Annotated in this window: 20 protein-coding genes; 6 read left to right on the plus strand and 14 right to left on the minus strand. The window is 59.5% G+C overall.

Annotated features, from left to right (window positions below):
- Positions 1-466: 466 nt before the first annotated feature.
- The 9 genes from msrQ to mrcB form a co-directional block, all read right to left on the minus strand.
- Complete coding sequence (gene msrQ, locus ACWHXD_RS26525; RefSeq protein ID WP_056785095.1) at positions 467-1,087, minus strand: protein-methionine-sulfoxide reductase heme-binding subunit MsrQ; 621 nt, start codon at positions 1,085-1,087, stop codon at positions 467-469.
- Positions 1,087-2,100, minus strand: coding sequence for a protein-methionine-sulfoxide reductase catalytic subunit MsrP (gene msrP / locus ACWHXD_RS26530; protein WP_032895301.1), 1,014 nt, complete (start codon positions 2,098-2,100; stop codon positions 1,087-1,089). The genes msrQ and msrP overlap by 1 nt, the downstream gene beginning before the upstream one ends.
- Before the next feature lie 63 nt (positions 2,101-2,163).
- The gene (gene pssA / locus ACWHXD_RS26535; RefSeq protein ID WP_032895300.1) at positions 2,164-3,021 is read right to left on the minus strand and encodes a CDP-diacylglycerol--serine O-phosphatidyltransferase; all 858 of its coding nucleotides are present in this window, start codon (positions 3,019-3,021) and stop codon (positions 2,164-2,166) included.
- 144 nt (positions 3,022-3,165) lie between these two features.
- Complete coding sequence (gene ilvC, locus ACWHXD_RS26540) at positions 3,166-4,182, minus strand: ketol-acid reductoisomerase (protein ID WP_003194132.1); 1,017 nt, start codon at positions 4,180-4,182, stop codon at positions 3,166-3,168.
- Between the two features lie 46 nt (positions 4,183-4,228).
- Positions 4,229-4,720 (minus strand): acetolactate synthase small subunit, encoded by a 492-nt coding sequence (ilvN, locus tag ACWHXD_RS26545; RefSeq protein ID WP_003176102.1) that lies wholly within the window; start codon positions 4,718-4,720, stop codon positions 4,229-4,231.
- 2 nt (positions 4,721-4,722) lie between these two features.
- Positions 4,723-6,447 (minus strand): acetolactate synthase 3 large subunit, encoded by a 1,725-nt coding sequence (locus tag ACWHXD_RS26550; protein ID WP_003194133.1) that lies wholly within the window; start codon positions 6,445-6,447, stop codon positions 4,723-4,725.
- Positions 6,448-6,879: 432 nt separating this feature from the next.
- On the minus strand, positions 6,880-7,209 hold the full coding sequence (locus ACWHXD_RS26555) for a YqcC family protein (RefSeq protein WP_138761968.1): 330 nt from the start codon (positions 7,207-7,209) through the stop codon (positions 6,880-6,882).
- The gene (locus tag ACWHXD_RS26560) at positions 7,209-7,943 is read right to left on the minus strand and encodes a tetratricopeptide repeat protein (RefSeq protein WP_069558114.1); all 735 of its coding nucleotides are present in this window, start codon (positions 7,941-7,943) and stop codon (positions 7,209-7,211) included. Before ACWHXD_RS26560 ends, ACWHXD_RS26555 begins: the two co-directional genes overlap by 1 nt.
- 16 nt (positions 7,944-7,959) lie before the next feature.
- Positions 7,960-10,284: a penicillin-binding protein 1B gene (mrcB, locus tag ACWHXD_RS26565; protein WP_032895297.1), complete on the minus strand. Its 2,325-nt coding sequence runs from the start codon at positions 10,282-10,284 to the stop codon at positions 7,960-7,962.
- A gap of 118 nt (positions 10,285-10,402) precedes the next feature.
- Here mrcB and ACWHXD_RS26570 point away from each other — a divergent pair, with 118 nt between their 5' ends.
- The 3 genes from ACWHXD_RS26570 to ACWHXD_RS26580 all read left to right on the plus strand — a co-directional run bounded on the left by ACWHXD_RS26570 (position 10,403) and on the right by ACWHXD_RS26580 (position 12,872).
- Positions 10,403-11,959 carry a bifunctional aminoglycoside phosphotransferase/ATP-binding protein gene (locus tag ACWHXD_RS26570; RefSeq protein WP_138761967.1) on the plus strand — a complete coding sequence of 519 codons (1,557 nt, stop codon included), beginning with the start codon at positions 10,403-10,405 and terminating at the stop codon, positions 11,957-11,959.
- Positions 11,960-12,051: 92 nt separating this feature from the next.
- Positions 12,052-12,396, plus strand: coding sequence for a pentapeptide repeat-containing protein (locus ACWHXD_RS26575; RefSeq protein ID WP_138761966.1), 345 nt, complete (start codon positions 12,052-12,054; stop codon positions 12,394-12,396).
- A gap of 203 nt (positions 12,397-12,599) precedes the next feature.
- Positions 12,600-12,872: a TfoX/Sxy family protein gene (locus ACWHXD_RS26580; RefSeq protein WP_044268551.1), complete on the plus strand. Its 273-nt coding sequence runs from the start codon at positions 12,600-12,602 to the stop codon at positions 12,870-12,872.
- 244 nt (positions 12,873-13,116) lie between these two features.
- Here the strand turns inward: ACWHXD_RS26580 and ACWHXD_RS26585 are convergent, their stop codons facing one another.
- From ACWHXD_RS26585 to ACWHXD_RS26595, 3 genes are read right to left on the minus strand one after another with little or no spacing between them, the layout of a single operon-like run.
- A complete protein-coding gene (locus ACWHXD_RS26585) occupies positions 13,117-13,884 on the minus strand; it encodes a heme ABC transporter ATP-binding protein (RefSeq protein ID WP_057711130.1) in 768 nt (255 codons plus the stop codon).
- On the minus strand, positions 13,884-14,921 hold the full coding sequence (locus ACWHXD_RS26590) for a FecCD family ABC transporter permease (protein ID WP_138761965.1): 1,038 nt from the start codon (positions 14,919-14,921) through the stop codon (positions 13,884-13,886). Before ACWHXD_RS26590 ends, ACWHXD_RS26585 begins: the two co-directional genes overlap by 1 nt.
- Entirely contained in the window at positions 14,918-15,796 is an 879-nt protein-coding gene (locus ACWHXD_RS26595) for a heme/hemin ABC transporter substrate-binding protein (protein WP_138761964.1), read from the minus strand. The genes ACWHXD_RS26590 and ACWHXD_RS26595 overlap by 4 nt, the downstream gene beginning before the upstream one ends.
- A 156-nt stretch (positions 15,797-15,952) precedes the next feature.
- Here ACWHXD_RS26595 and ACWHXD_RS26600 point away from each other — a divergent pair, with 156 nt between their 5' ends.
- Positions 15,953-16,270: a Rieske (2Fe-2S) protein gene (locus ACWHXD_RS26600; protein ID WP_138761963.1), complete on the plus strand. Its 318-nt coding sequence runs from the start codon at positions 15,953-15,955 to the stop codon at positions 16,268-16,270.
- Here the strand turns inward: ACWHXD_RS26600 and sfsA are convergent.
- Both sfsA and ACWHXD_RS26610 read right to left on the minus strand, forming a co-directional pair.
- Positions 16,267-16,980 carry a DNA/RNA nuclease SfsA gene (sfsA, locus tag ACWHXD_RS26605; protein ID WP_138761962.1) on the minus strand — a complete coding sequence of 238 codons (714 nt, stop codon included), beginning with the start codon at positions 16,978-16,980 and terminating at the stop codon, positions 16,267-16,269. The two genes, ACWHXD_RS26600 and sfsA, sit on opposite strands and share 4 nt — an antisense overlap.
- Complete coding sequence (locus tag ACWHXD_RS26610; protein ID WP_138761961.1) at positions 16,980-18,152, minus strand: pyridoxal phosphate-dependent aminotransferase; 1,173 nt, start codon at positions 18,150-18,152, stop codon at positions 16,980-16,982. Before ACWHXD_RS26610 ends, sfsA begins: the two co-directional genes overlap by 1 nt.
- A gap of 320 nt (positions 18,153-18,472) precedes the next feature.
- Here ACWHXD_RS26610 and dksA point away from each other — a divergent pair, with 320 nt between their 5' ends.
- Together dksA and gluQRS are read left to right on the plus strand one after the other, a co-directional pair.
- Positions 18,473-18,916, plus strand: a complete 444-nt coding sequence (gene dksA, locus ACWHXD_RS26615) for an RNA polymerase-binding protein DksA (protein ID WP_003194150.1) — start codon at positions 18,473-18,475, stop codon at positions 18,914-18,916.
- A gap of 83 nt (positions 18,917-18,999) precedes the next feature.
- Positions 19,000-19,887, plus strand: coding sequence for a tRNA glutamyl-Q(34) synthetase GluQRS (gene gluQRS, locus ACWHXD_RS26620; protein WP_138761960.1), 888 nt, complete (start codon positions 19,000-19,002; stop codon positions 19,885-19,887).
- The last annotated feature ends 57 nt before the right edge of the window (positions 19,888-19,944 follow it).

Below are 19,944 nucleotides of genomic sequence, written 5' to 3' on the forward strand. Positions count from 1 at the left end.
AACCCTAAACTTGGCTCAGCAATCGTTGGTTACATCTTTGATTTCTCGCGGAGTAACTTGTGATGCTGATAATCTTGTTGACTATCAGTCTGACTCCACAAGCACCCACACGAATTGCTTGATTCAGTTGTTAAAGAGCGGTTGGTTAAGATCTTTCGTCTCAACCGAGGCGCGCATTCTACAGCAGCCTCATTTGCTGTCAAGTGGTTATTTTCAGAAGTTTTCGAAGATTTCTTCAACAACTTCAACCACTTGCGCTTGCGATCTCTCGTAAGCGGGAGGCGAATTCTACAGCGTTACACGCTGCTGTCAACACCTCTTTTTCAACTTCCTTTTGGCTTCGATGAACTGAAGCAACTTGCTGTCGAGAACTGCATAACTCTTTGTTTACCAAGGAGTTTTCCGTTTCGACTGCGCCGGAAGTGGGGCGAATTATAGGCTTCCAGAATCTGCCGTCAAGGCTTAATTACGCTTTTGTTGCAGAAGGCGGTTTTTTAGCAATAAGGCGAGGGATCCGGCGCATTACTGGGGGCACCCGCAGCAATAGAAGCAGCGCACCTATAGAAGCGTAGATAGCCCACTCCTTCAGATCCGCTCGCACTATCCATAACATGTGCAGCAAACCGAGCCCAAGAATCACATAGACCAAGCGGTGCAGCTTCTTCCAGCGGCTCCCCAACCGGCGCTGGCTGTAGCGGTTCGATGTGACGGCCAGCATCAGGAGAGCAACAAACCCCAGCGCACCCACAATGATGTAGGGCCGCTTGCTCAACTCTACGCCGAGCTGCGACCAATCCAGCCCCAGGACAAACACGCAATAGGCCGCCAGGTGCAGCACGACATAAGCAAAGCACCACAGCCCCAACTGTCGACGCACCGCTATCCACCCCGCCCAACCGCTCAACTTCTGCAGCGGCGTCATGGCAAGTGTGATCAGCAATAGAATCAACGTGCCCAAACCCAGGCGATCAACCAGCACCTTGCCAGGGTCAGGCCCTAGCGCAGAACTCCACGCCTCATACAACCAGAGCAATGGCCACACTGCGGCGGCTACAAACACGCCGATGCGCCAGATGGGATAGCGCATCAGTAGTTCTTCCGCAGATCGAGACCGGTATATAAAGAAGCGACCTCATCTGAATAGCCATTGAACATCTGCGTCTCGCGCACATTCGGACTAAACAGGCCGCTCGGCAGACGGCGCTCACGCGCCTGGGTCCAGCGCGGGTGATCGACCGTAGGGTTCACATTCGCATAAAAACCATACTCATCAGCCGCAATACTCTGCCAGGTGGTTTTCGGCTGCTCACTGACCAGACTGATCCGCACGATGGACTTCACACTCTTGAAGCCATACTTCCACGGCACCACCAGGCGCAACGGCGCGCCGTTCTGGTTAGGCAACTCCCGCCCATACATACCCACAGCAAGGATCGCCAGCGGATTCATCGCCTCATCCAGGCGCAGCCCTTCTACATAAGGCCAGTCGATCAAGCCGAAACTTGAGCGTTGCCCAGGCATGCTCTTGGGATCCTGAAGGGTTTCAAAACGGATGTACTTGGCTTTAGAGGTAGGCTCGACCTGCTTGAGCAACGCCGAGATGGGAAAGCCTATCCACGGAATCACCATGGACCATGCCTCGACACAGCGCAGACGGTAGATGCGCTCTTCCAGCTCATAGGGTTTCATGAAGTCCTCCAGGGCATAGCGCCCAGGCTTTGCGACTTCACCATCTATCACCACGCTCCAGGGCTGCGTCTTGAGCGAGCCCGCATTCGTCGCCGGGTCGCCCTTGCCTGTCCCGAACTCATAGAAGTTGTTGTAGTGGGTGGCGTCCTTGAACGGCGTAATGGCCTCATCTTTGACCGTCACCGCCTGCCATTTCGTACCCGGTAGTTTTTCCGTAAACCAGTTGGGCGCGCTGCCGGGCTCGACGTCGGCATACCGCGAAGCATCACCCGCACTGGCCCAACGCGGCAAGCTGCTGGCGGCAATACCGGCAAGCGCGCCGCCGAGCAGGCTACGGCGAGAGAGGTAGAAGGATTCAGGCGTGACATCCGATTCGTGACAATCGGACGCTTTGGGTAATTTGATTAACATGGTAACTCCGCAGCGTTGGAGAACTGATGCACCAATAGACTGCGGAGTATGGGGGAAATTACATTAAGGCAATGTTTTGTCCCGACGCAGACGCAACAAGTACTGAATCGGACCCGAAGCGGCGTAGGCCAGGAACGCCAGCAGTAGGATACGCGGTGGATCACTGAACACGACCGCGAACACCAGCACTACAACAAGGATGGCCACGAAAGGCACGCGCCCCTTGAGGTCGAACTCCTTGAAGCTGTTGTACTTGATGTTGCTGACCATCAGCATGCCGGCGGCCGCCACCATCAGGGCAACCAGGAACGACATCTTCGACCCCTGAATCCCGTAGTCGCTGAACGCCCAGACAATCCCCGCGACAACACCCGCCGCTGCCGGGCTGGCAAGGCCGATGAAGTAGCGTTTGTCGGCAGTCCCCACCTGGGTGTTGAAGCGTGCCAGGCGCAAAGCGGCGCCCGCGACATAGATGAAGGCAACCATCCAGCCGACCTTGCCCATGTCACCCAACGCCCAGGCAAACGCCAGCAGTGCGGGAGCGACACCAAAGGCAACCATGTCCGACAGCGAGTCGTACTCGGCGCCGAAGGCACTTTGGGTATTGGTCATACGCGCCACACGCCCGTCCAGGCCGTCGAGCACCATGGCCACGAAGATTGCGATCGCGGCAAAACCGAAGTATTTGCTGGCACTCGCCGCATCACCCGCCGCCAGCGCACTCTGGGCACTCATGGAGTTGATGATGGAGTAGAAGCCGGCAAACAGATTCGCCGTGGTGAACAGGTTAGGCAGCAGATAGATGCCACGATGCCGGACCTTGCGGCCTTCGGCGTCATGCCCTTCTTCGACATGTTCATCGATCGGCAGCATGCTTTCGGCGTCGGAAGCCTGGTTTGGCTCTTCGGGACGTTCGCTCATGGACTTTACCTTGCAACGGTGTGAAAAAATTCGACAGATACTTGCAGCGAGTGTTCGCCTGCAAACGATGCAGCTTTATACCAGAACCGGCCCTCCAAACGAAAAAACGCGGCCTAAGCCGCGTTTTCCCTTGATGCGTTCGACTTAGTTCTTGGCTTTGTCGACGATCTTGTTGGCACCGATCCACGGCATCATGGAGCGCAGTTGCTCGCCGATGACTTCGATACCGTGAGCGGCGTTGTTACGGCGCTTGGCGGTCATCGAAGGGTAGCCGGTAGCGCCTTCGCTGATGAACATTTTGGCGTATTCGCCGTCCTGAATACGTTTCAGGGCGTTGCGCATGGCCTGGCGGGACTCGGCGTTGATTACTTCAGGGCCGGTCACGTACTCGCCGTATTCGGCGTTGTTGGAGATCGAGTAGTTCATGTTGGCGATGCCGCCTTCGTACATGAGGTCAACGATCAGCTTCAGTTCGTGCAGGCATTCGAAGTAGGCCATTTCCGGCGCGTAGCCAGCTTCAACCAGGGTTTCGAAACCAGCTTTTACCAGCTCAACGGTACCACCGCACAGAACGGCTTGTTCGCCGAATAGGTCGGTTTCGGTCTCGTCCTTGAAAGTGGTTTCGATGATGCCGGTACGACCGCCACCTACGCCAGCAGCGTAGGACAGTGCAACGTTCTTGGCATTGCCCGACGCGTCCTGGTAGATCGCGATCAGGTCAGGGATACCGCCGCCTTTGACGAACTCGGAACGCACGGTGTGGCCCGGTGCTTTCGGCGCGATCATGATCACGTCGAGGTCAGCGCGTGGCACAACCTGGTTGTAGTGAATCGCGAAGCCGTGGGAGAAGGCCAGGGTGGCGCCCTTCTTGATATTCGGCTCGATTTCGTTCTTGTACAGCGAGGACTGGAACTCGTCCGGGGTCAGGATCATGACCAGGTCGGCAGCCGCAACAGCAGAAGCAACGTCAGTCACTTTCAGGCCATGAGCTTCAGCCTTGGCAACAGTGGCCGAGCCTTTACGCAGGCCAACAGTCACGTCAACGCCGGAATCTTTCAGGTTGCACGCTTGGGCGTGGCCCTGGGAACCGTAGCCGATGATGGCGACTTTCTTGCCCTGGATGATCGACAGGTCACAATCTTTATCGTAATAAACTTTCATGAGGTTCCTCTATATATCCAGGCCGTAAGGCCATTCGCTAATTGGGTTAGATGCTGAGTACTTTGTCGCCACGGGCAATCCCGGTGACACCACTGCGTACGGTTTCCAGAATCGAGGCCGTCCCGATCGACTGGATGAAGCTGTCCAGTTTGTCGCTGGTACCGGTCAGTTGAACGGTATAAACGCTGGCGCTCACATCGACGATCTGCCCGCGATAAATATCGGTAGTGCGTTTGATCTCGGCACGTTGGGCACCCGTGGCCTTGACCTTGACCAGCATCAGTTCGCGCTCGATGTGAGCGCTTTCCGACAAGTCGACCAGCTTGACCACTTCGATCAGCTTGTTGAGGTTCTTGGTGATCTGCTCGATCACCTCATCGTGGCCCACGGTGGTCAACGTCAGGCGCGACAGGGTCGGGTCTTCGGTTGGGGCCACGGTCAGGCTTTCGATGTTGTAGTTGCGTTGCGAAAACAGGCCGACAACACGAGACAGAGCGCCGGGTTCGTTCTCCAGAAGCAGGGAGATAATATGCCGCATGATTAAGTACGCTCCGTCTTGTTCAGCCACATGTCGCGCATAGAGCCGTCTTTGATCTGCATCGGGTAGACGTGCTCGCTGGTATCCACCTGAATATCGATGAACACCAGGCGGTCCTTCATGGCGAACGCCTCTTCCATTTTCGGCTTCAGATCTTTCAGATCGTTGATACGAATGCCGACGTGGCCATAGGCTTCAACCAATTTGACGAAGTCTGGCAACGATTCCATGTAGGAATGGGAGTGACGGCTGCCGTAGCTCATGTCCTGCCACTGACGAACCATGCCCAGTACGCCGTTGTTCAAGCAGACGATCTTCACCGGAAGGCCGTACTGCAGGCACGTCGACAGTTCCTGGATGTTCATCTGGATGCTGCCTTCGCCCGTCACACAGGCAACGTCGGCATCCGGGAAGCTCAGCTTCACACCCATGGCCGCAGGGAAACCAAAGCCCATCGTGCCCAGGCCACCGGAGTTGATCCAGCGGTTAGGCTTGTCGAACTTGTAGTACTGCGCCGCGAACATCTGGTGCTGGCCTACGTCGGAGGTCACAAAGGCGTCGCCCTTGGTCACTTCGCACAGGGTTTCGATCACGGTTTGCGGCTTGATGATGCTGCCGTCGCCCTTGTCATAAGGGAACAGGCCGCGATCACCGCGCCATTCGTCGATCTGCTTCCACCAGCTGGCAACGGATTCCTTGTTCGGCGTTTCGCCGATGTCCTTGAGTGCAGCGACCATTTCGGTCAGTACGCTCTCTACAGGACCCACGATTGGCACATCGGCCTTGATGGTCTTGGAGATGGACGCCGGGTCGATGTCGATGTGGATGATCTTGGCATTCGGGCAGAACTTGCTCGCACCGTTGATCACCCGGTCATCGAACCGTGCGCCCACGGCCAGGATCACATCGGCGTGGTGCATGGTGAGGTTGGCGGTGTAGCTGCCGTGCATACCGAGCATGCCGACGAACTGACGGTCCGAACCCGGGAATGCGCCGAGGCCCATCAGGGTGTTGGTCACCGGCAGGTTGAGCAACTTGGCCAGTTCGGTCAACGGAGCGGAACCGCCGCCCAGAATCACGCCACCGCCGGAGTACAGCACCGGGCGCTTGGCCGCCAGGAGCATTTCTGCTGCCTTGCGGATTTGCCCCGAGTGCCCACGCACGGCCGGGCTGTAGGAACGCAGCTTGGCTTTTTTCGGGAAGACGTATTCGAACTTCTCGGCCGGGTTGGTCATGTCTTTCGGGATATCGACCACCACCGGGCCCGGGCGACCGGACTGAGCGAGGTAGAACGCCTTTTTCATGACATCCGGGATTTCCGAAGGATGCTTGATCATGAAGCTGTGTTTCACGATCGGCCGGGAAATACCGATCATGTCGGTTTCCTGGAATGCATCGGTACCGACCATGGTGCTAGGCACCTGGCCAGAGATGATTACCATCGGAATGGAGTCCATATAGGCAGTCGCGATGCCGGTAATGGCATTGGTTGCGCCTGGGCCAGACGTTACCAGTACCACGCCGGCTTTACCGGTGGCACGGGCGTAACCGTCAGCCATATGGGTCGCGGCCTGTTCGTGGCGAACCAGGATGTGGGTAACAGCCGGTTCCTTGAACAGTGCGTCGTAGACATGCAGCAGAGCACCACCTGGGTACCCGTAGATATAGTCGACGCCTTCGTCACGCAAAAAGCGGACGAGCATCTCACCGCCAGATAAAAGCTCCACGTTGTTCACCTCTAAAACGCCAGAATACCGTCCGTTAAAAAACCGACGGGTCTTAATAGGTTTACTTCTCAACAGAGCATGAGCGACGGTGGTCGCCGACTACGTCAGCACTGACTGAGCAAGTATTGGGATCGTCCCAAGTGTTGCGGGCTTTTCCCACCCAGCGCGAGGTAACGCGTTGCGGGTGTTACAGGTCGGCGCGGATGTGCGCCTCATGATCTGCTGAGCGGGTCTGCTTCTGGCAGTCCCGATACAGCGGACTTTGGATTCTTCTGTTTCACGCCCTTCAAGTCAAGCAATAATTGCGCTTTTTTCCAACTAAGCGCATGAGAACGTAGAAGAAAGGGCTTTGAGGAGGGATAAAACTCGCCTGAATGTCGTCAAGCGGTAGAAATGTGCGCAAGACTGCCGGAAAAACCGGCAGTCAGGCAATTAACGAGCGTCGACGATCAATTGATCGAACTTTTTCAGCGCATTACGCAAGCCGAGGCTCTCCCGCGATCGGTCGGCGTAGACCATCTCGGCCATTTCCAGGATCCCCGACGCATTCGGCAAGGGCAGGTCCTGCTCCAGGATCTGCTTCATACGGGCGAGGAAGATCCATTGCAGCCACTGGTGGAAGTCCAGGGTGTCGACGGAAAAGGGCTCGACACTGCTGAGGGCTTCAGCGCCAGGGGAGACTTCGTCCCACCAGCCCTGCACGCGCAGTTCGCGCTCGATCAGCAATAACTGCTCGGCAATCGCGGGGAAACGCGCATCCATCAGAGGCTGACCTTGGCTTTTTGCCGCGCCTGGGCTGCACCGGCTGCATCCCCTTGGGCGGCACGTGCATCACCGATCAACGCCCACAGGCTGGCTTGCAGGTCTGGACGGCCATTGGCCAGGCTCAGGCCGCGACGAGCGAACTGCTCCGCCTGGGGCGCATCGCCCTGGGCCATGCGCACCTGGGCCAGGCGATAGAGCACTTGCGGCTCACGCGGCGCCACGCGCTGGGCACGTTCAAGGCTCGACGAGGCGCCATTCAAATCGCCACCCGCCTGCTGCTGCTGAGCGGTGGTGAGCAACGCCAGCACCGGGCCATCGAGTTGTTCGTCTGCCGACAACCCGCCCGTATTGGACGATGACGGAATACCGCTCGGCGTCGAAGGCATGTTGTAGGTGCCTTGGTTGACCGGCGCGGTTTGAATCGGCGTGGAGTTCACCGGCCCGGAAGTGCTCGGGCCAGGGGTCCATGGCTCGGCACTGATAGGCGCCGAGGTTGCAGCCCCACTGCCGGGCACCATCACCACGACGCCGGAATCCTGGGGAATTGCCTGGGTTGCAGCTTGGGCAGGCCGTTTGACCACGGTCTGACGGAAGCCGCCATTGGCCGAAATGCGGTCGTTATTGGAGACGGACGTGCTTGAGTCAACCACAGGGATAGAGCCGCGCTGCACGCTGGAGCAACCGCCGAGCAAAGCCAGAGCCGTAATTGCTGGAATCCACAACTTGTTCACTTGAAACCCTCTTTGCTTAATTCATCCAGCCCTTGACCCAATCCATCACCGAATCCGCGTCAGCAGGGGCACTGCCACCGCACGCAGGGCCGGGTGGTGGTTCGCTGCCGCGAATATACGGCATCTGCACCGCGCCCGGACAGTTGGCATCGGAGCCTTGGCCGGTGTGCGGATCAATCCAGGCCTGCACGATATTGTCCGGCTGCGGCATGTTGAGCGGCAACGGATCAGCCTTGCGCATGAAACTGGTCCATACCTGCAGCGCGCCGGTCGCACCGGTGAACGGCGTCTTGCCGTTATCGTCGCGCCCCAGCCACACCACGGCCAGTACATCCTGGCCGAACCCTGCGAACCAGCTGTCGCGGGAGTCGTTACTGGTACCGGTCTTGCCCGCCAGGGTCAGGTTCGACGGCAGCACGCTGTAGACCGAACGCCCTGTACCCTCACGCATCACGCGCTGCATGGCGTTCTGGATCAGGTAAATGGAACCCGCGTCGAAGCGCTGCTGAATCTGGAACGGGTAGCGCTTGAGCGGCTCGCCATCGGCAGTCAGCACACTGCGAATACCGCGCATCGGCGTATTGAAGCCACCATTGGCCAGGGTCTGGTACATGGTGGTCACTTCCATCGGCGTCATGGCCGCAGCGCCCAAAAGCATGGATGGGAATGCAGGGAACTCACGCTCCACCCCCAGTCGCGCTATGGTTTTCAGGACATTTGGCACACCGACCTCAAGCCCCAGGCGCGAGGTCGAGATGTTGTAGGAATGCGCCAACCCTTGATACAGGAACACCGTGCCATGGGAGCGGCGGTCGAAGTTCTTGGGGGTCCACACCTGGCCATCCGCACCTTTGACCGACAGCGGGTCATCGGACAGCCAACTGGTTAGCGTGTACTTGCTGGGTTTTTCCAGTGCAGTGAGGTAAACCGCGGGCTTGACCAGCGAGCCAATCGGCCGCACGGCATCCAGTGCGCGGTTGAAACCGGCGAAACTGGCCTGGCGGCTGCCGATCATGGCCTGGACTTCGCCGGTTTCCGGATTGGTCACGACCATGGCGGCTTCGACTTCATCCGAACCTTTACGGCCGGTCAGGCGCTTGAAGGTGTCGTTGACCGACGCTTCGGCCTTCATCTGCAGGATGGGGTCGAAGCTGGTGAAGATCCGCAGGCCCTCTTCGGTCAAGTCTTCGTCGCGGTAGTCTTCGCGCAGTTGGCGCTTGACCAAGTCGATAAAGCCAGGGAATGAGCTATCCGCCAGCTTGCCGCGAGTGGTCACACCCAGTGGCATTTTCTTCGCAGCGGCCACCTGTTCAGCGGTGGCGACGCCCTGCTGTTCCAGCACATCGAGCACCAGGTTGCGACGTTCAAGCGCACGCTCCGGGTTGCGGCGCGGGTTGTAATAGGACGGCCCCTTCACCATCCCCACCAGCAACGCGACCTGATGCAACTTCAACTCGGACAACGGCTGCCCGAAGAAGAACTGGCTGGCCAGGCCGAAACCGTGCACGGCGCGCTGGCCATCCTGCCCGACGAATACCTCGTTGAGGTAGGCCTCGAGGATTTCCTGCTTGCTGTAATGCAGCTCCAGCAACATCGCCATCATGGCTTCGGTGAGTTTACGGGTGAGGCTGCGTTCGTTGGTCAGGTAGAAGTTCTTGACCAACTGCTGCGTCAACGTACTGCCGCCCTGGGTCATCTTGCCGCCGGAGGTGTTGACCCAGATAGCGCGGGCGATCGACTTCGGCGAGACACCCCAGTGGCTATAGAAATCGCGGTCTTCGACAGCGACCAGGGTTTCCAGCAGGTACGGCGGCACCTGATCGAGCTTGATCAGGATGCGATCTTCAAGGTTTTTCGGGTAAATACCGCCGATCAGCAACGGTTCAAGACGCACCACCGGCAGCTTGGAGCCATTAAGCGACGACAGCTCAGCCACATAGTCGCCAGAGAAACGCACGCGCACCGGCTGGGCTTTTTCCAGGCCTTCGTAGAACTGGAAGCCACGGGTGTTCAGGTCGACGGTATTACCGCTGACCGCCGCAGCGCCGGGGCCATTGCTCACAGGTTCGCGGCGGTAGCCCAGCGCGTCGAGTTCGGTGAGGAAGTCTTCCTTGCTGAGCTTCTGGCCAGAGAACAGTTCCAGCGGGCGTGCATACACCTTGGCCGGAATGGTCCAGCGCTTGCCGGAGAATTTTTCCTGCACCACGGCATCGAGGTACACCGCAAGGCCGGCGACTGCCACAAGGCCCACCAGGCCAAGCTTGATCACCCAGCCCAGCCAAGGGCGCGGGCCGCGGGAAGGAGGTTTTTTACGGGAACGGGGAGATCGGGTTCGAGTCATGGCGGCGGATTATACGCACTTTATTGATGATCAACATGAGCCGGACAGCGGTTTGCACGACTGGCATCAGCAGCCATAATGCCCCCCATGATTTTCCCCAGACTTTGAAGGATCGCCCGTGAGCCAGACCCTGATCGCTGCCCTGCAAAACCCGGCCTTGTACCCTCATCCGGTTGACGCGTTTCAAGTCATCGAGACCCATATTTCCTGGGTGATACTGACGGGCCCCTATGCATATAAGCTGAAGAAACCGATGAACTTCGGCTTCTTGGACTTCACCAACCTGGACGACCGCGGGCATTTCTGCCGCGAGGAACTGCGCCTCAACCAACGCCTGACCGAAGATTTGTATCTTGAAGTGTTGCCGATTACCGGCACTGCCGAGGCGCCGCAACTGGGTGGCGACGGCCCGGCCATCGAGTACGCGCTGAAAATGCGCCAGTTCCCGCAAAGCCAGATGCTCAGCACCCTGCAAGCCAACGGCGAACTGACCAGCGCGCACATCGATGAGATGGCCAAGCAGATTGCCCAGTTCCACCTCAGCGCCCCTCAAGTTCCGCAAGATCATCCGGCCGGCACGCCGCAGGAAGTAATGGCGCCGGTACGCCAGAACTTTGACCAGATCCGCCCGTTCCTCAGCGACAAGGCCGACCTGACGCAACTGGAGGCTCTGCAAGCCTGGGCCGAAAGCAGCTTCGAACGCCTCAAGCCTCTGCTTTCCCAGCGCAAGCTAGAGGGCTATACCCGTGAATGCCACGGCGATATCCACCTGGGCAACGCCACCCTGATCGATGGCCGCGTGGTGATCTTCGACTGCATCGAGTTCAACGAGCCTTTCCGCTTTACCGACGTGTACGCCGACACCGCCTTTTTGGCCATGGACCTGGAAGATCGCGGCCTCAAATGCCTGGCACGGCGTTTTATCAGCCAGTATCTGGAACTGACCGGTGACTACCAGGGCCTGGAACTGCTGAACTTCTATAAAGCCTACCGTGCGCTGGTGCGCGCCAAGGTTGCGCTGTTCAGCATGCCGAGCGAAGCCAACCCGGTACAACGCGCTACCACCCTGCGCCAATACCGCAACTACGCCAACCTGGCGGAAAGCTACAGCACCATTCCCTCGCGCTTCCTGGCAATTACCCACGGTGTGTCAGCCGTGGGCAAGAGCCACGTGGCCATGCGCCTGGTCGAAGCCCTGGGCGCGGTACGCCTGCGTTCGGATGTAGAGCGCAAGCGCCTGTTTGGCGAACAGCAGGTAGAGAACACCCTGCAGGCCGGCATCTACAATCAGGATGCCAGCGCTGCCACCTACGCACGCCTGAATGAGATTGCCGAGACTGTGCTGCGCGCCGGCTACCCGGTGGTGCTGGATGCCACGTTCCTGAAACGCGCACAACGTGACGCCGCTGCCCAGGTTGCCGAAGCCACTGGGGCGCCGTTCCTGATCCTGGACTGCAACGCCCCGCAAGCCGTTATCACCAGTTGGTTGGCACAACGCCAGGCGGATAAAAACGATCCTTCCGACGCCACGCTGGCTGTTATCGAAGAGCAACAAGCCAGTCGTGACCCGCTGACCGCCGAGGAGTTGTTGTTGAGCAAGCGTGTGGAGACCAATGAAAGCGGGACGCTCGACGCCTTGGTCGGGCATATCCGCCAGCGCCTGCCGGGCCTGTAAGAAATATTTCTTGGTCGCGCCGCCGTCTTCGGCGCGCGACCTCGCGATAGTGGCACTATACTGGCTCCATAACGCCAGCCAGAGTCGCGATCATGAGTCAGCCCAAGCTTCTTGATACCCCGCTCTACGCCCTCCTGCACAAGGACGACATTCGCGGTTTCAACCAGGAACGTCCTGAAGGCGGCACCATCGATATGCGCGGTGGTGACTTTCGCGGGCTGGACCTGCGCGACCTGAACGCCACCGGTATTGACTTCACCGACGCCTATTTTCGCTCTGCCGACCTGCGCGGCCTGGACTTGCGTGGCTGCTCACTGGAAGGCGCCAGCCTGGCCCATGCGCAGATTTCGGGTGCTTATTTCCCGCCAGAACTCACGGCTGACGAAATACTCATGTCGGTCAATTTCGGTACTCGCCTGCGCTACCGCACCAAGTAACCCCACACACCGCGTGCTGACCACATCCCCGCCTGGCAAGCGCTTTGCGCCTGCCTGCGAGCGAGCGCCGTCGCGCCATTCTTATAAGCTTTTCAGCCCTTCCTGACCAAAGAACCACGCTTTTCCTACTGAGCGCTACACTCATTTTCAGGCTGCCTGGTCACGACACCCACCGCACCATTCAGCCAACGCAAGGAGGCTTGATGAACGATGAGCTGCAACACCTGAAAAACCTTGGCAAGACGTCAGCGCAGTGGCTGCATGCGGTGGGCATCCACAGCGCGTCCGACCTGCGTCGGCTGGGGGCGGTCGATGCCTACCGAGCCGTGCGCACGCGCGGGTTTCGAGCCTCGAAGGTTCTGCTGTATGCGATTGAAGGGGCATTGATGGATGTGCACTGGAACGACATACCCGCGGAGCGCAAGGAGGCCTTGAACCGTCAGCTGGAAGCGATTTCAGTGCATCAGAAGAACTAGAGCGGCACTCAAACCCCGTGTTTACGGGCATTACAAACGAGCGTTTGAGAAAAACTGGATGAGGCAGAAAAACAAATGTTGACTCTCAAATGAGAATCGTTATGATTATCACAACTGGTCGCGAGATCAGCCGATAACTGAAAGACCATTGGTTCGGACTCTCAGATTATCTCCTCATCAGGCTAATCACGGTTATTTGACCCGGCTCTTGCCGGGTCTTTTTTTGCCCGCGAATTAACCGGCCTCAGCGCGCAATGATCAGCGGATGCCCACGCTCCGGATGCGGCTGTACCAACACATCCAGGCCGAATACAGCCTTGAGCGGCTCAGGTTGCAAGACTTTCGAGGGCGTATCCAACGCGTGGGGGCGGCCGTTTTCCAGCAACAGGATCCGGTCGCAGTAACGCGCCGCCAAGTTCAAGTCATGCAGGATAACCAGCACCGCAGCGCCTCTGTCGGCAAAGTGTCGAATAGCCTGCAAGGTGGTGTGTTGGTGCAGAGGGTCGAGCATCGACGTGGGCTCGTCCAGCAACAACGTCTGCCCCGCCTCACCCGGCCATAACTGCGCCAATACCCGCGCCAGGTGCACACGTTGCCGCTCGCCGCCGGACAACGCCAGGTAACTGCGGCCACTCAGGTGGCCGACATCCGCCGCGTGCAGGGCCGCGCTGATGATTTCGTCGTCGCGCACTCGCCCGGTCTGATGAGGCAAGCGGCCCATGCCCACCACCTCTTCGACACGAAAAGCAAAATCCAGGGTGGAAGATTGTGGCAGTACCGCCAGGCGCTGGGCACGCTGCGCGCCGGTCATGTGCTTGAGCGCCTGCTGATCCAGCCAGACCTTGCCCTGATCCGGCTGCAACTCCCCGCACAGCGCCCCAAGCAAGGTACTTTTGCCGGCGCCATTGGGGCCCAGAACGCCCAGCACTTCGCCCGGCAAAAGGTCCAAGGTGATATCGGCCAGCACGGTTTTCCCACCACGCCGGATCTGCAACGCTTCTACCCGCAACATCAGGCGCGCCCTCGTAACAATAAATAGAGGAAAAACGGCGCACCGATAAACGCGGTGACAATACCGATCGGCAGTTCCGCCGGCGCCAACGCCAGCCGCGCCACCAGGTCCGCAAACAACAGCAGGCTCGCCCCCGCCAATACTGAGGCCGGTAACAACACCCGATGATCTGGCCCCGCCAGCAACCGCACCAGATGGGGTACCACCAACCCGACAAAACCAATCATGCCCGCCGCCGCCACTGCAGCGCCAACGCCTAAAGCCGTACAGAACACCAGCTCACGCTTGAGCCTTTCAACATCAATACCCAGATGATTGGCCTCAGACTCACCCAACAGCAGCGCGTTCAGCGCCTTGGCCCGGCGCGGCAACCACAGCGCCACGCCCGCACTCACCAGCAGCAAGGGCCACAACCGCGAGTAGTTTGCGCCATTGAGGCTGCCCAGGTTCCAGAACGTCAGCGTGCGCAAGGTGGCGTCGTCAGCCAAATAGGTAAAGAGCCCCACCGCAGAACCGGCCAGGGCCGTCAGCGCGATACCGGCAAGCAACATCGTCGCGACATTGGTCTGGCCATTGCGACGCCCCAGCCGATAGACCAGCGCCGTGACGCCCAAGCCACCAAGGAATGCACACAGCGACAACAGGTATGGCCCGAAGGCATCCGGCAGCCCGCCAAAGAACGAGCCACCGACAATCGCCACCGCCGCTCCCAGCGCGGCACCGCTGGACACGCCGACCAAGCCAGGATCGGCCAGCGGGTTGCGGAACAACCCCTGCATCGCCACACCCGACAATGCCAGCACACCGCCGACCGCCAGCCCCAAAAGTGTCCGCGGCAGGCGAATCTCCCCCAGGATCAACTCGGCCTGCTCCAACCCCTGGGCCTCTATCGGAACGCCCATCAGTTTTAGCGCAGCCCTGAGCGTGTCCACTAACGGCAGGCTGACCGGCCCCAGTGCCAATGAAAGCCAGATCGCCAATACACACAGCAGCGACAGCCCGATAAACAGCGTTTTTGGCTTAACCAGAGTGGTCATTGAGCAGGCTTAGGCTGGGACGGATAAAAACCGGCAGACAGTTTCTCCAGGCTTTGCGGCAATCTAGGCCCCAGACCGCCTACCAGCAAGGTCGGATCCAGCTCAAAGACGCGGCCGCTCTTGGCTGCCGGCGTAGAGGCAAGGATCGGATTTTCCTTGAACAAGGCGGCACGCGCCGCGTCCCCGCTCAGGGCGCGATCGGCAAACACCAGCACCTCAGGGCTCAAACCCGCCAGCGATTCCACCGAAAACGGTTTATAGCCCACATGCGTGGCGAGATTACGCCCCCCAGCCTGCTGCAACATCCAATCAGCGGCCGTGTCCTTGCCCGCGATCAGCGGCTTGCCACCGGCATGACCGAGCAGCAACAGCACGCGTGGAGCCTTTTGCGTAGCCTGGGCCTTGGCCACCCAGTTTTTCTGCTGTGCCAGCGCCTGTTCATACCCGGCAAACAAGGCATCAGCCTTAGCCTCACTGCCGAGCAGTTTCCCCAGGTGTTCAAGGTTGCTTTTGAGCGTGGGCAAATCCGGCTGGGCCGAGAACATATCCACCTGCACCCCGGCGTTGCGAATCTGTGCCAGCACCGGCGGCGGCCCCATTTCCTCCGTGCCCACGAGGATTTGCGGGCGCAGGCTGAGAATGCCTTCGGCCGACAACTGCCGTTGATAACCGATGCTCGGCAAGGCCTTGAGCGACGCCGGATGCTGACTGGTGGTGTCCACCCCCACCAACTTCGACTCTCCGCCCAGGGCCGTCACCCATTCCGACAGCGCCCCGCCGGCACTGACCCAGCGTTGCGGCAGTTCAGAGGCGTGCGCCCCAGGGTTGACCAGCAGTGAGGCAACAAGCGCAATAGCGCTGGTACTCAGGCGCATAACAGGGTTTCCTTCCTAGGGCAGGGCCACTCAAGCACTCATTGATGTGACAGATAACCGCTGCCAGGCATCGTATTGAGCACCCAGTCAGCTGACGGGCGAAGCAGGCATTTGATAATTGTTTGCATTTGCACGTCAAGGCACTTAAGGATTGAAATGAAGTTTCTCTGCGCCTCAAGCGACCTCGCCCCCAACAGCAGCCGCGGTTTTGATATCGATGGCCACAGGCTGTTGGCGGTGCGCCGGGACGGCATTGCGTACTTCTATCTCAACCGCTGCCCCCATCGCGGCATCCCGCTGGAATGGCAGCCAGATCGCTTCCTCGACGACAGCGCCAGCCTGATCCAATGCGCCACCCATGGCGCGCTGTTCCTGATTGAAAGCGGCGAGTGCATCGCCGGACCTTGCGCAGGCCAAAGCCTCACCACCCTGCCCGGCCGCGAAGACGAACAGGGATTGTGGGTCGATCTCTAGTCGCCCAGCAGCACCTTCAGCCGACGTTCGACGTAAATCTCCTGCGGCGTGACCCGGACGCCATAGGCCAACACCTCTACCCCTGCAGCCTTGGCCTCACGTAGCGCTGCCGCATAACCGGCGTCGATTTCCACCGCCGGGCGCACCGCGTCGATCCCCGACAGGTTCACGCAATACAACTGCACGGCCCGTATACCGTCGCGCGCCAGGTGCGCCAGCTCACGCAAGTGCTTGGCACCGCGCTGGGTCACCGCATCGGGGAAAGCCGCCACCGAGCTGCCATCAAAGCCCAAGGTGACGCTTTTGACCTCGACAAACGCAGCGCCCTGGGGGTAATCCAGGCGAAAGTCGATGCGGCTTTTCTCCTGGCCATAAGGCACCTCACGCTTCAACGCAGTAAAGCCATTGAGCTCAGTGATCACACCGGCCAGCAAGGCTTCTTCCACCAACTGATTGGCACGCGCGGTGTTGACACACGCCAGCCGGCCCTGAGGCGTTTCGGCAATCTCCCAGGTGCCCGGCAACTTGCGCTTGGGGTCCGTAGAACGGCTGAACCAGACCTGGCCACCTCCGACCATGCAGTTGAGCATCGAGCCGGTGTTCGGGCAGTGAATGGTGAGCAACTCGCCGGTAACGGTTTCGATATCGGTGAGAAAGCGCTTGTAGCGGCGGATCAGCCGCCCTTCTTCAAGAGGAGGATTAAAACGCATCAGCCTTGCCAGCTCCGCAAACCACGGGCGATCCGCTCCACCGCTTCTTGCAGCCGATCGAGGTTTTGCGTGTAGGCAAACCGCACGTGATGGCCCGCCTGGTAGCGACCGAAATCCAACCCGGGCGTAAAGGCCACATGCTCGGTTTCGAGGAAATGCCGGCAAAACGCGAAGGCATCGCCGCCGAACGCGCTGATATCGGCATACAGATAGAAGGCGCCTTCGGGTTCCACCGCGATACCGAACCCAAGCTCACGCAGGGCCGGCAGCAGGAAGTCACGACGGCGGCCAAACTCGGCACGGCGCTGCTCCAGGATCTCCAGGGTTTGCGGGGTGAAACAGGCCAACGCGGCGTGCTGGGCCATGCTTGGCGCACTGATGTAGAGGTTCTGCGCCAATTTCTCCAGCTCACCCACCGCTTCAGGCGGCGCCACCAGCCAACCGAGGCGCCAGCCGGTCATGCCGAAATACTTCGAAAAACTATTCAGGACAAAAGCGTCATCGTCGACCTCCAACACACTGGCCGCGTCCGTGCCGTAGGTGAGGCCGTGATAAATCTCGTCGACCACCAAGTGCCCGTTGCGCGCCTTGATGGCGCCCGACAGCCCAGCCAACTCGTCCCGGGTAAGGATCGTGCCGGTGGGGTTGGCGGGCGATGCCACCAGTGCGCCGACACTGTCCTGGTCCCAATGCCTGGCCACCAGATCGGCGGTCAACTGGTAGCGTACGTCCGGGCCGACCGGCACCAACTGCGCAGCGCCCTCTACAAGGCGCAGGAAGTGTCGGTTGCAGGGGTAGCCTGGGTCAGCCAACAGCCAGTGCTTGCCCGGATCCACCAGCAAACTGCTGGCCAGCAGTAACGCACCGGAGCCACCAGGAGTGATCAGAATACGCTGCGGATCGATGCTCAAACCGTAGCGTTGCTGGTAGAAACCGCTGATGGCTTCACGCAATTCGGGCAAGCCGCGGGCGGCGGTGTAGCGGGTTTTACCGTTTGCCAACGCGGCTTGGCCGGCCTGGATGATCGGCTCGGCGGTGGTGAAGTCCGGCTCGCCGATTTCCAGGTGGATCACGTCGTGACCGTCGGCCTGCAGCTCATTGGCACGCGCCAGTAACGCCATGACATGAAAAGGTTCGATGGCGCGACTGCGCGCACTGTAGGGCTGAGCCATTAGCCTTCCTTAGACGGTGAGGACAAAATCTGGATTCTACCGAACCCTCACGGTAAAACATGCTCTATTGCCTGATTGGGGCTGCAAGTGCACCCTGCGCACGCTCGTAAAACAGCTAAAATCAACATTCGAGGCGATACATACCCAGTCATGGCGGGCTGCTGCGGTTTGCAACCCCTTTGCCCTGGACCTCGACAACCGGGAGTAGCGCACCCTGAATCTATCTGGTAAGTTCGCCCGCTTGCAGCCGCAGGGCCGGCAGGTGTCGGTGACGTTGCAATCCTGCGCAATGGATTAGAAGAGTGAGAGGCGGTCTATTCATGTCCACCCAAGCAAAGCAACAGCAGACTCAAGGCCTCGGCGGCTTCGAACCCTATGTCGAAAAAAAGGGCGAGGAGTACATGGGCGAGCCCATGCGCGAGCACTTCACCAAGATCCTCAACAAGTGGAAACAGGACTTGATGCAGGAAGTCGACCGTACGGTTGACCATATGAAGGATGAAGCGGCCAACTTCCCTGACCCGGCCGATCGTGCCAGCCAGGAAGAAGAGTTCGCCCTCGAACTGCGCGCCCGCGACCGCGAGCGCAAGTTGATCAAGAAGATCGACAAGACCCTGCAACTGATCAAAGACGAAGAATACGGCTGGTGCGAATCCTGCGGCGTCGAAATCGGTATTCGTCGCCTGGAGGCCCGCCCAACCGCGGACCTGTGCGTAGACTGCAAGACCTTGGCTGAAATCAAGGAAAAACAGGTCGGCAAGTAACTTTGCCGAGTTGAACGAATGGAGCGTGCGAACGCTCCATTTTTGTTTCTGGCGTTTACCGGTTATGCAGTAGTATCCGGGCCATGACAGCCTCTACTTATATCGGGCGCTTCGCCCCCACGCCCAGCGGCCATTTGCACTTCGGTTCCCTGGTTGCCGCCCTCGCCTCCTACCTCGACGCACGCGCCCACCAGGGCCGTTGGTTGATGCGCATGGAAGACCTCGACCCTCCCCGTGAAGAGCCCGGCGCCCAGGCGGCGATTCTGCATGCGCTGGAAAGCTACGGCTTTGAATGGGATGGCGAACTGGTTCGCCAGAGCGAGCGGCATGATGCCTACGCCAAAGTGCTGAACGATATGTTCAACCACGGTCTGGCCTACGCCTGCACCTGCTCGCGCAAGCAGTTGGAGCCCTACAACGGGATTTACCCAGGCTTGTGCCGCAATGCCGGCCACGAACAGCAGGATGCCGCCATTCGCCTGCGCGTGCCCGAGTTGGAATACCACTTTACCGACCGTGTGCAGGGCGAGTTCCGCCAGCATCTGGGCCGTGATGCCGGCGACTTCATCATCCGTCGCCGCGACGGCCTCTACGCCTACCAACTGGCGGTGGTGCTCGATGACGCCTGGCAAGGTGTAACCGATATCGTACGCGGCGCCGACCTGCTCGACTCCACACCGCGCCAGCTGTACCTGCAAGAGCTGCTCGGCCTGCGCCAGCCACGCTACTTGCATGTACCGCTGATCGTGCAGCCAGACGGCAACAAACTGGGCAAGTCCTACCGCTCCCCACCGTTGACCGCCGACCAGGCCACGCCTTTGCTGCTCAGAGCACTGCGCGCCCTTGGCCAACAACCTGACGCACAGCTGCGGTACGCCAGCCCCCGAGAACTGCTGGATTGGGGCATTGCGCACTGGGACGCCACGCGCATCCCGCGCACACTGACCCTGGCCGAAGCGCAATTGAGTTGAAGGCGCTTGCAGGTTGCCAGCCATCCGTTAACATCGCGGCAGATTTTTAATCAGAGG

The organism is Pseudomonas fjordensis, from assembly GCF_976987115.1.